The sequence below is a fragment of the Aeromonas sp. HMWF016 genome, assembly GCF_963878195.1.
GTDB classification, from domain to species: domain Bacteria; phylum Pseudomonadota; class Gammaproteobacteria; order Enterobacterales; family Aeromonadaceae; genus Aeromonas; species Aeromonas lacus.
Genome location: NZ_CAWNWX010000063.1, coordinates 44,906 through 56,619 on the forward strand (window position 1 = coordinate 44,906; position 11,714 = coordinate 56,619).

Annotated in this window: 10 protein-coding genes; 3 read left to right on the forward strand and 7 right to left on the reverse strand. The window is 61.0% G+C overall.

Going from position 1 to position 11,714, the window contains the following annotated elements; genetic code table 11:
* Window positions 1–293: 4-amino-4-deoxy-L-arabinose-phospho-UDP flippase (locus AACS24_RS09170; RefSeq protein ID WP_258223160.1), on the forward strand; the 293-nt coding region annotated here is incomplete at its 5' end.
* A gap of 72 nt (window positions 294–365) precedes the next feature.
* Here the strand turns inward: AACS24_RS09170 and AACS24_RS09175 are convergent.
* From AACS24_RS09175 to yqhD, 7 genes are all read right to left on the reverse strand, one after another.
* The gene (locus AACS24_RS09175; protein WP_108573281.1) at window positions 366–1,694 is read right to left on the reverse strand and encodes a CoA-disulfide reductase; all 1,329 of its coding nucleotides are present in this window, start codon (window positions 1,692–1,694) and stop codon (window positions 366–368) included.
* Between the two features lie 79 nt (window positions 1,695–1,773).
* Window positions 1,774–3,174, reverse strand: coding sequence for an L-cystine transporter (locus AACS24_RS09180; protein ID WP_108573283.1), 1,401 nt, complete (start codon window positions 3,172–3,174; stop codon window positions 1,774–1,776).
* 136 nt (window positions 3,175–3,310) lie between these two features.
* Entirely contained in the window at window positions 3,311–4,597 is a 1,287-nt protein-coding gene (locus tag AACS24_RS09185) for an L-cysteine desulfidase family protein (RefSeq protein ID WP_033114814.1), read from the reverse strand.
* 280 nt (window positions 4,598–4,877) lie between these two features.
* The gene (locus tag AACS24_RS09190) at window positions 4,878–5,657 is read right to left on the reverse strand and encodes a substrate-binding periplasmic protein (RefSeq protein WP_108573285.1); all 780 of its coding nucleotides are present in this window, start codon (window positions 5,655–5,657) and stop codon (window positions 4,878–4,880) included.
* A 98-nt stretch (window positions 5,658–5,755) separates the two neighbouring features.
* Window positions 5,756–7,240 (reverse strand): Re/Si-specific NAD(P)(+) transhydrogenase subunit beta, encoded by a 1,485-nt coding sequence (gene pntB, locus AACS24_RS09195; protein WP_108573287.1) that lies wholly within the window; start codon window positions 7,238–7,240, stop codon window positions 5,756–5,758.
* An 11-nt stretch (window positions 7,241–7,251) separates the two neighbouring features.
* Window positions 7,252–8,778 (reverse strand): Re/Si-specific NAD(P)(+) transhydrogenase subunit alpha, encoded by a 1,527-nt coding sequence (pntA, locus tag AACS24_RS09200; RefSeq protein ID WP_108573289.1) that lies wholly within the window; start codon window positions 8,776–8,778, stop codon window positions 7,252–7,254.
* 507 nt (window positions 8,779–9,285) lie between these two features.
* Window positions 9,286–10,449 carry an alcohol dehydrogenase gene (gene yqhD / locus AACS24_RS09205; protein WP_108573291.1) on the reverse strand — a complete coding sequence of 388 codons (1,164 nt, stop codon included), beginning with the start codon at window positions 10,447–10,449 and terminating at the stop codon, window positions 9,286–9,288.
* Between the two features lie 157 nt (window positions 10,450–10,606).
* Between yqhD and AACS24_RS09210 the strand changes: the two genes are divergently transcribed.
* Both AACS24_RS09210 and AACS24_RS09215 read left to right on the forward strand, forming a co-directional pair.
* Complete coding sequence (locus AACS24_RS09210) at window positions 10,607–11,509, forward strand: AraC family transcriptional regulator (protein ID WP_108573292.1); 903 nt, start codon at window positions 10,607–10,609, stop codon at window positions 11,507–11,509.
* Window positions 11,510–11,526: 17 nt separating this feature from the next.
* The coding region (locus AACS24_RS09215; RefSeq protein ID WP_258223162.1) for a lipocalin family protein at window positions 11,527–11,714 on the forward strand (188 nt) is incomplete at its 3' end.

The window sequence follows — 11,714 nt, forward strand, 5'->3', positions numbered from 1 at the left end:
TGGCTCACCCCCTGCCACTCCTCACCATCGCCATCGGCATCCTCTGCTACGGGTTGTCGCTGCTCTGCTGGCTGGCGGCGCTGCACTCCACCCCGCTCAATATCGCCTACCCGCTACTCAGCACCAGTTACGGGCTGGTCTATCTACTGGCGGTGAGCATGCCGGCCTTTGCCGAACCGCTGGTGGCGAGCAAGGCGGCTGGTGTTGCGCTTATCTTCTTCGGCGCCGTGCTGGTCGGCAGCAAATCGGCAACTGACAAGCCGGAGCAGCAAGAGCCCCCTACCGATCCCTGAGGCAGTTTTAAGTAAAAAGAAGAGGCGGCACCCTGTGCCGCCTCTTCTCATTTTCCGCCTGACCAGCGCCCGTTACCTGGCGACGTTACCCGCCACGTTCAGGGCATCCCAGGTGCGGGAGAAGGGTGGCGCGTAGGCAAAGTCCAGCATGCCGAGCTGCTCGGTGGTCACCCCCATGGTGATGGCGACCGCCAGCGCATCGATGCGGTGTACCGCCCCCTTGCGACCGAGGATCTGGCCGCCCAGCAGCCGCTTGCTGCCAGCCTCGTAGACCAGCTTGACGTGAATGTCGGACTGACCCGGGCAGTAGTTGGTGTGGCACTTGTCCTTGATCACCACGGTGCGATAGTCGATCCCCATCGCCCTGGCTTCCTGCTCGGAGAGACCGGTACGGCCCGCCTCCAGCCCCAGCACCTTGAGCGCGGCAGAGCCGAGGGTGCCCGGGAACGTCTGCTCGGCCCCCGCCAGGTTCTCGCCCACCATGCGCCCCAGCTTGTTGGCGATGGTGGCGAGCGGCACATAGACCTGCTGCTGCTTCACGCTGTGCCAGACGCTGGCACAGTCGCCAGCCGACCAGACGTTGGCCAGCGAGCTGCGCCCCTGCCGGTCCACCTTGATGGCGCCGTTGCCGAGCAGCTCGATGCCGGTATTGGCCAGAAACTCGGTGTTGGGCTTGACCCCGGTGCAAACCACCACGATATCGGCTTCGAACTCGCCCTGGCTGGTTCGCACGCCGGTCACCCGGCCATCCCCCAGCAGCGCTTCAACTCGCTCACCCAGATGGAGAGAGACCCCCTGCTCGCGCAGTTCGGTTTCGATGTGCTGGGTGATCTCGCCATCAAACGCACCGGGGATGACCCGATCCGCCAGCTCGATGAGACGCACCTCTTTGCCCTGATGGACCAGCGCCTCGACCACCTCCAGCCCGATAAAGCCGGAGCCGATCACCACGGCGCGGCGATTGTTCTTGTCTTGTACCGCCGCCTTCAGCGCCAGCCCATCGGCCATCCGGCGCAGACCGAATACCCCTTGCTGCTGCAAACCGGGGATGGGGGGCATCACTTCGCGGGCACCGGTGGCGATCATCAACCGATCGTAATGGTCGGTGAAGGTGTCGCCGTTGTGCTCGACAGTCAGCGTCTGCGCGGCAGCATCCAGACTCAGCACCCGGTGGCCAATCTTGACCTCGATCCCCTTGGCGGCGAACTGCTCCGGGGTGAACTCGGCCATGTAGCCGGGCTCCTGAAACTCGTCGCCGACGAAGTAGGGCAGGCCGCAGGCGCCGAAGGAGATCACCTCGGAGGCTTCATACACCACGATTTCGGCCTCTTTGGCCAGTCGGCGCGCTTTGGCGGCCGCACTCATACCGGCGGCTTCGCCACCGATGATCACGATTCTCATAGTTGCTCCTGTAAATGACGCAGGGAGGGCATGCACTCCCTGTGGTTGATGGCGGGAAGGTTGCCCCTCCCACAGCGGATCAGATGGTGGACTCTTCGCCGTCCAGACTCACTTCGTGATCGCTGTTGAACACATGCATGTCTGTTTCGCCCATCAGGCGGCTGGTGACCGTCCCTGCGGTGATGGAGCCGGAGACGTTCAGCGCGGTGCGGCCCATGTCGATCAGCGGCTCGATGGAGATCAGCAGACCGGCCAGCGCCACCGGGAAGTCCAGCGCGGAGAGCACGATCAGCGCAGCAAAGGTAGCACCACCACCAATCCCGGCCACCCCGAAGGAGCTGACGGTGATAATGGCGATCAGGGTCATGATGAAGCCGGGATCCATCGGGTTGACCCCGACAGTCGGGGCAATCATCACCGCCAGCATCGCCGGATAGATACCGGCACAGCCGTTCTGGCCGATGGTGGAACCGAAGGAGGCGGCGAAGTTGGCGATCCCTTCCGGAATACCCAGCGACTTGGTCTGGGTCTGCACGTTCATCGGGATGGAGCCCGCGCTGGTACGGGAGGTGAAAGCAAACGCCAGCACCGGAGTGATCTTCTTCAGGAAGCGCAGCGGGTTGATGCCGACCATGCCGACCAGCAGCAGGTGCACGGCGAACATGATGGCGATGGCGCCGTAAGAGGCCATGACGAAGCTGAGCAGATTGATGATGTCAGCGTAGTTGGAGCCGGAAACCACCTTGGTCATCAGGGCCAGCACGCCGAACGGCGTCAGGCGCAGCACCAGGGTCACCATCCGCATCACGATGGCATGGGCCACGGCGATGAAGTGGCTGAAGCTGGCGAAGATCTCCGGCTTCTTGCGGGCGATGCCGGTCGCCGACAGACCGATGAAGATGGAGAAGATCACCACAGCAATGGTGGAGGTCTTGCGACCGCCGGTCATGTCGAGGAAGGGGTTGGCCGGAATGAACTCCTGCACCATCTTGGCAAAGGACATGCTCTCGACGCTGCCGAGGGTGCTCTGCAGCGCCGCACCACGAGCGCTTTCTGCAGCACCGGCAGTGAGCCCTTCCGCCGTCAGACCAAACAGGTTGGACATCAGGATGCCAGCCCCTGCAGCGATGGCAGTGGTGAAGATCAATACGCCAATGGTCATGGCGCTGATCTTGCCAAGGGCGGTACCGCCGTTGAGCTTGAGGATGGCGCTGATGATGGAGACCATGATGAGCGGGATGATGATCATCTGCAGCAGCTTCACATAGCCGCTACCGACGATATCGAGATAGTCGATGGTCTGGCCAATCACAGCAGAACCCGCTCCGTAGAGCAGCTGCAGGGCCGCGCCGAACAGGATACCCAGCCCCAGACCGGCAAACACCCGGCGGGTGAAGCTCACATGTTTTTGCTGCAACCGATAGAGGAAGAACAGCAAGAAGGCCGCAATGGCCAGATTACCTATAACGCTAAGTGTCATGAGATGACCCCCCCAAAAAGCGGGCAATGCCCGGGAAACAAGAGCAAGCACGACGCATGCCCTAGCAACCGTGTCGGACGGCCTGACCCGTCACGACATAAACAAGGGGGTCTATGCCCCCTTTGTTTGTACAAACTTACGGCTTCTGCTGTTTCGCTCGCATGATGTTGATGATCTCGATATCCGTATCCAGCATCCCCTCTTTGGAGAGGCGGCCCAGATTGGCAATAGTCTGGTCCACATCGTCGGAGACGATCCCTTCGCTCTGGGGCACATGCAGATTGTTGATGGCCATCAGCGAGGATTTCACCGCCGCCGAGGTGGAGGTGGAGACCTTCATGGAGCAGGCGCTGCCGGCGCCGTCACAGATGATGCCGGAGACATCGCCAATCATGTTGTTGATGCAGTGGCTAATCTGCTCGAACTGACCGCCCAGCAGCCAGGTGATGGCCGCGCCGGAGCCCATGGCAGCTGTGCTGGCGGCGCAGAGGGCCGACAGCTTGTTCTGATAGGTCTTGATGTAGATGGCCACCAGATGGCTCATCACCAGCGCCCGGGTCAGCTGCTCGTCGCTCACCTTGAGGAAGCGGGCGGCGGCGACTACCGGCATGGTGGCGGCAATGCCCTGATTGCCGGAGCCCGAGTTGGACATGGCGGGCAGCATGGCGCCATCCATCCGTGCATCGGAAGCGGCGGAAGAGAGGCGCATCGCCAGGGTCATCAGGTCATCGGAGAGCAGCTTGCGCTCCACCTGCTCGGTGAGGATCTTACCGATGCGCAGGCCATACCCCTGCAACCCTTCGTCCGCCAGCGCCTGATTCATGGTGGCCGCCTCCCGGATGAAGTCGATCTCGGCCAGCGGTACCTGCAGGGCAAAATCAACGATCTCGCGCAGGGTCATGGCGGGCTTGCTGGAAGGAGCAGCCTGGATCTGCACGCCGGGAGCGTTGTCCTGCTGCATCAGCACCTCGCCATCCTTCTCCATCAGGATGATGCGGGTGTGGTCGGTGCAGATCACCACCCGGGCGCTGTGGCCATCCACCTCGGCCAGCACCTCGGCGTAGAGCACGTCCGGCACATCCTTCACATCCACCTTGATGGCGGGCAGCAGCGCCTTGGCTGCTTCCACCTGATCTGACGTGAGAGTCTTGAGCACCTCCAGCCCGGCATCCGGGTTACCACCGGTGATGCCGACCGCAGCGGCCACCGGCAGACCGATCATGCCGGTACCCGGCACCCCGACCCCCATGCCGTTCTTGAACAGGTTGCCGCTGACCCAGACACTGATACGGGTCGGATCCTGCCCCAGCAGCTTGCGGCAGTTGGCCGCAGCCAGGGCGACCGACATTGGCTCGGTGCAGCCAAGGGCCGGCACCACTTCACGCTTGAGCAGGGTAATAAAGTCGGTCCATTGTGCTTTCATCTGTGCAATCTCATCTTGGTGGCGCAATGCCTGTCATCGCTACAGGCAACAGCATGGCAAAAAAGGGTGACCCGGGGTCAGCATCAATTCGGGGCGCGCCACAACGGCGTCGCGAGAGAGGTAGCAGCCTGATGGCAGCCCCATGCAAATCAACTGGATTTGATCCTAATATCGATAAAATCAAATTAAGTTGCGCAATATCGCTTTTTTCAGCGCCATTATGCCCGTCTTTTAACAAAGTGCGACAAATTGTGAGGCAACGCACAGAGGGCGGGCCCGCCTAGAGGTGATAGCGGGCCAGCAGCTGCTTGTAGGCGGGGGTCTGCTTGAACTGTTTCAGGGCGGCAGAGAAACGGATAGCCAGCTGATCGTGGCCTGGCTTGTGGGTAAATCCGAGAAAGTTGCGGCTATCGTCAGTCAACATATAGGAGCCGTGGCTCACCTGATCTTGCAGCCCCTGGGTGTGCAGTAAGTAACGCCCGACCAGCTCGTTCAGCACCACTCCGTCCAGCCTGCCCGCCATCATCAGGTGGAGCTGCTTGACGGCATTCCCCTCCCCCGTCATCGGCACCCGGATCACCCCGGTATCGGTCAGGAAGGATTTGCTGTAGGCATAGTCGGCCTGAATGCCGACCCGCAACCCCTTGAGGTCGGCCAGCTGGGCAACGTGGAGTGGACGATCAACCGGATAGAAGAGCACCTCGCCACTGTAGGAGAGCGGCTCCTCGGGATAGTGGAGCCAGCTCTTGCGGGCCTCGACATAGAAGATATCGATCACCGCATCTCCTTCGCGCAGCATCGCCTGCTGCAATACCCGCTTCCAGGGCAGCACTTTGACTTCGGTGCGATAGCCAAGCTGCTGCAGCACGGTGCAAGCCAGATCGAGATCGGCTCCCACCAGTCGACCACCATCATCACGCATCACGTAGGGCGGCCACAGCTCGGTCAGCAGCGTCAGGGTCGGCGGTTTGTCCGCCGCAACCGCCAAACCGGCACCAAGCAGGGAGGCCAGCAGCCAGCCGTACAACCCGATCCTTCGCCAACCCTGACACCACATCATGGAGATCCCTCACGGTCCGTATGGATTGAGGATATACAAGGGATCAGCAATAAAAAAGGAGGCCAAAGCCTCCTTGATATCCACTCTCTGAATGGCACTTACAGTGCTTTCAGGATTGCCTCGACGCTCGCCTTGGCATCGCCAAACAGCATCTGGGTATTCTCTTTGAAGAACAGCGGGTTCTGGACACCGGCATAGCCAGTGTTCATGGAGCGCTTGAAGCCGATGACGTTCTGCGCTTTCCACACTTCCAGTACCGGCATACCGGCGATCGGGCTGCCCGGATCTTCCATCGCGGCCGGGTTGACGGTGTCGTTGGCACCAATCACCAGCACGGTGTCGGTATCGGCGAAGTCCTCGTTGATCTCGTCCATTTCCAGCACGATGTCATACGGTACTTTCGCTTCCGCCAGCAGCACGTTCATGTGGCCAGGCAGACGACCGGCAACCGGGTGGATACCGAAGCGCACCTTGACGCCGCGGTCACGCAGCTTCTGGGTGATCTCGGCAACCGGATACTGGGCCTGCGCCACCGCCATGCCGTAGCCCGGGGTGATGATGACGGAGCTGGAGTTCTTCAGCAGGTCAGCCACTTCCTCGGCGCTGGTTTCGCGGTATTCGCCCATCTCCTGATCAGCCGTGGAGGCCACGCCATCGGAGCCGAAGCCACCGGCGATAACAGAGATGAAGGAGCGGTTCATCGCCTTACACATGATGTAAGAGAGGATCGCACCGGAGGAACCTACCAGCGCACCCACCACGATCAGCAGGTCGTTGGAGAGCATGAAGCCCGCCGCCGCTGCCGCCCAACCGGAGTAGGAGTTCAGCATGGAGACCACCACCGGCATGTCGGCACCGCCGATGGAGGCAACCAGATGCCAGCCAAAGGCGAAGGCGATCAGGGTCATCACCAGCAGAGCGAAGGTAGAGCCACCGGCGTTGACGAAGTAAACCATCAGGGCCAGAGAAGCGACCACGGCCAGCAGGTTCAGCTTGTGGCGGTGCGGCAGCATCAGTGGCTTGGAGGAGATGAGACCACGCAGCTTGCCGAACGCCACCACGGAACCGGTGAAGGTCACCGCACCGATGAAGACGCCGAGGAAGATCTCGACCAGATGGATGTTCAGCATGGCGCCGGTCAGGTGCTCGACCTGGGCGACGCTGGCTGCCTGCTCGAACGCCGCGCGAGCGGCTGCCAGAGTGGCGTCCAGATTGGAACCCACGGACACCACCACTTCAGCAGGGGCAGACGGGTGCAGATCGATGAAGCTGTTGAAGCCCACCAGCACGGCCGCCATACCCACGAAGCTGTGCAGCACGGCCACCAGCTCGGGCATCTCGGTCATCTCGACCTTGAGCGCCAGACGCACGCCGATGGCACCACCGATCACCATGGCCAGAATGATCCAGTGAACGCCACTGGTCTCCGGGTTGAACACGGTCGCGATCAGGGCGATGGCCATACCCGCGATACCGAACAGGTTGCCATGTTTGGCCGTCTCTTGCTTCGACAGTCCCGCGAGACTGAGGATGAAGAGCACGGCGGCAACGATATAGGATGCTGTTACCAGTCCTTGAGACACGTTAAACCCCCTTAATCCTTACGGAACATCTTCAGCATGCGCTGAGTGACGGTGAAGCCGCCGAAGATGTTGATACTGGCAATCAGCACGGCGACAAACGCCAGCGCGGTAACCAGGGTCGACCCTTGCCCGATCTGCAGCAGGGCGCCGACCACGATAATGCCGGAGATGGCATTGGTGACCGACATCAGCGGCGTGTGCAGGGCGTGAGAGACGTTCCACACCACGTAGTAACCGACCACACAGGCCAGGATGAATACGGTGAAGTGGGAGAGGAAGGCTGCCGGGGCAACGGACGCGATCCAGCCGAAGGCGGCGATGCCGAGGGCACCGAACACGAACTTCTTGTTGGAAGGCTTGGCCTCTTCCTTCTTGGCTGCCGGTTTGGCGGCGGCCGGTTTCTGCGGGGCAGCAGAGACGGAGATGGCGGGCGGCGGGAAGGTCACTTCACCGGCCTGGATCACCGTCATATTGCGCTGCACCACATCTTCGAAGTCGATGGCGACGTTGCCGTCCTTCTCCTTGCACATCAGCTTCATCAGGTTGACCAGGTTGGTACCGTAGAGCTGGGAGGATTGGGCAGGCAGGCGACCCGGCAGATCGGTGTAACCGATCACCTTGACGCCGTTGGCGGTGACATGCAGTTCACCCGGCACTGTGTATTCACAGTTGCCGCCGGCCTGAGCGGCCATGTCCACGATGACGGAGCCCGGCTTCATGCTGTCGACCATCTCTTTGGTGATCAGCTTGGGAGCCGGCTTGCCCGGGATCAGGGCGGTGGTGATGATGATGTCCACCTCTTTGGCCTGCTGGGCAAACAGCTCCATCTCGGCCTTGATGAACTCATCGGACATGACTTTGGCGTAACCATCGCTGGATGCGCCATCTTCGCCACCGAAGTCGAGCTTGAGGAACTCGCCACCCATGGACTCGATCTGCTCGGCCACTTCCAGACGGGTATCGAAGGCACGCACGATGGCACCGAGGGAACCGGCAGTACCGATGGCAGCCAGACCGGCTACGCCGGCACCGATCACCAGCACCTTGGCAGGCGGCACTTTACCGGCAGCAGTGATCTGGCCGGTGAAGAAGCGACCGAACTGGTGCGCAGCTTCAACAACGGCACGATAGCCACCGATGTTGGCCATGGAGGAGAGGGCATCGAGGGACTGGGCACGGGAGATCCGCGGCACCATATCCATCGCCATTACATTGATGTTGCGCTCGGACAGCTTCTTGACCAGCTCGGGGTTCTGGGCAGGCCAGATGAAGCTAATCAGAGTGGCGCCATCTTTAATTTGTGCGATCTCGGCATCGGTCGGCGCATTGACCTTGAAGATAAGGTCGGCTTGCCAGACATTCGGCACCACGCTGGCACCGGCAGCCTCGAAGGCGGCATCATCGAAGCTGGCCGACAGGCCTGCGCCGGTCTCGATGGCGACCTCGAAGCCGAGCTTTTTCAGCTGCTCGACGGTAGCCGGGGTCGCTGCGACCCGGGTCTCACCGACGAGACTCTCTCTCGGTATTCCAATCTGCATGACTATTCCCTGATGGTTAATAAACAATCGCTGCCCAGTGTCTCATTTCTGGCGAAACAAGACATGACCAAAGTGCAGGTCTTGGGCTCTTTGTTATGAAAATCAGTAGGCTTTACCTCAACCTCCTGTCATGGTCAGGCCCCCGCTTTTCAGGCGCGAAGGTGATTAGTATCAAATTTTGGAGTTTTATTACAACCGCACGCCCGACAGCACGCGTACAGATTTCAGCCCATCCCCGCCGAGGATTAAAAAAAACAAACCAAATTAGAGGCTTATACCAGTAAAAACGGCTGAAAAAAGTGATCCAACCAGTCAAAAAAAATGTTTCACCGGCTCTCTATCTTAGCGTTTTTTGTTCTTACTAAATGCGCCGGAGCTCTGTACGGCTGCGGCAAAGGCCGAAAAATAACAATTTCACAACAATGACAGGGCCGCACTCCCGCCAGCTGGCAGGAGGCGGCCCTCGATATTCAATCGTTTCGCCGGTTGGCGCCCGATCAGAGGCTTTTACCAGGCAGCTTCATAAATATGCTGACTCTGCACCAGATCGATATCGCCGTGCTCACCCAGACGGCTCATGCCGTGCTCACCCAGCTTGCCGATCAGGGTATCGATACCCAGATCGTTGAGACCGTAGTCGCGCAGCCGGGTCTTGACCCCCATCCGCTCGAAGAAGTCGCGGGTCGCGGCGATGGCATCGTCGATGCGCTCCGCTTCGCTGCCGCTGCGCAGACCCCACACCCGCTCTGCGTATTGCAGCAGCTTGGCATGCTTCTGTTTGCGCTTGGCCTGCAGCAGAGCGGGCAGCACGGCCGCCAGAGTCTGGGCATGGTCAAGGCCGTGCAGGGCGGTCAGCTCGTGACCCAGCATGTGGGTGGCCCAGTCCTGCGGCACACCGGCACCGATCAGGCCGTTCAGCGCCATGGTGGCACTCCACATGATGTTGGCGCGCACCTCGTAGTTGTGCGGCTCGGCCAGCGCCTTGGGGCCCTCTTCGATCAGGGTCAGCAGCAAGCCTTCGGCGAAACGATCCTGCACCTTGGCGTTGACCGGATAGGTGAGGTACTGCTCCACGATGTGGACGAAAGCATCCACCACTCCGTTCGCCACCTGACGCTCGGGCAGGGTGTAGGTGAGCACCGGATCGAGCACGGCAAAGCGCGGCATCACGAACGGCGAGAAGAAGTGCACCTTGTCGCCACTGCTGCGACGGGTGATGACGGCACCCATGTTCATTTCGGAACCGGTCGCCGGCAGGGTCAGCACCGAACCGAGCGGGATGGCGGAGCGCACTTCGCTTCCGACGGTCTCGAGAATGTGCCAGGGATCCCTGGCCGGATCGTAGTGCGCGGCAGCGGCGATAAACTTGGTGCCATCGAGCACTGAACCACCGCCAACGGCCAGCAGGAAGTCGACCCGCTCGGCACGGGCCAGCTCCACGGCACCCATCAGGGTTTCGTAGGCCGGGTTCGGCTCGATGCCGCCAAATTCAAACAGGGTGAAGCCAGCCAGTTCGCTGCGGATCTGCTCCAGCAGGCCGCTGCGTACCACGCTGCCGCCACCGTAGGTGATCATGACACGGGCATCGCTCGGGAGCTGGTCGCGCAGCTGGGCGATCTGCCCCTGGCCGAACAGGATTTTGGTCGGGGTATGGAGAGTAAAGTTGTTCATCGACATTGCCTTCTTCTGATAGTCAGGGCGGCCTGGCCGCGAAATCGTGATTGCATTTTTCTCCAGAACAACCCTACCATCAAGACAAAATCCTGCTTGATTCTTGCCTATTTCTACAAAGCAGCGAAAACCGGAACAGTCGAATCAAAGAGCCCCCATGCAAAACCGTTACAGCGACCTCGCCGCCAGAGTGGCCCGCCACGTCACCACCCCCGGCATCTCCCCGTCACCGGTGAAACAGGTCAACTTCATCTACACCACCGAGTACCACGGCCGCACTCCGGTGCTCTACCAGCCGCGGATGATCGTGATCCTGCAGGGGCACAAGGTGGGCTATCTGGCGGATCAGGTATTTCGCTACGACCCCAACCACTACCTGCTGATGACCCTGCCGCTGCCCTGCGAGTGCGAGTGTTTCGCCTCCCCCGAGCAGCCCCTGATCGGCTTCACCATCGAGATCGATCTGGTCATCCTGCAGGAGCTGTTGCTGGAGCTGGGCGATGCCCTGCCCGCCCTCGCTCCGCAAAAGAGCGGCGTGCACTCGGTCCCCCTGTCGGAGACCATGTTCTGCGCCGCCGAGCGGCTGATCGAGCTGATGGATAATCCGCTGCACGCCAAGGTACTGGGGCCGCAGACGGTGCGAGAGATGCTGTTTCACGCCCTCACCGAAGGGGGCGGCCCGGCGTTGCAGGCGCTCGCCAACCGCCACAATCATGTGGGCCAGATTGCCCGGGTGCTGCGTATGATAGAGCAGCGCTACGCCGACAACCTCACCATGGAGGAGCTGGCGCGGGAGGTGAACATGAGCGTCTCCGCCTTTCACCACCACTTCAAGGCGGTCACTGCCACCTCGCCGTTGCAGTACATCAAGTCGTTTCGCCTGCACAAGGCGCGCCTGATGATGCTGCACGACGGCATCAAGGCGGGGGCGGCCGCCGCCAGAGTCGGTTACGAGAGCAACTCCCAATTCAGCCGGGAGTACAAACGGTTCTTCGGCAGCACGCCGACAGATCAGGCCTCCCGCTTTCGGGATGGCCAGCTTCGCATCATAGAGGGATAACGAGAGAGGGATTACCTATGCGTTCACTGCTTTGTTTGTTTACCGTCTGGCTGCTGACGGCCTGCACCGGCCTCGCCGACGGCATCCGCCCCGTCACCGGCTTCCAGCTCGACCGCTATCTCGGCACCTGGTACGAGATTGCCCGCCTCGACCACGGTTTCGAGCGCGGGCTGGAGCAGGTGAGCGCCACCTACAGCCTGCGTGA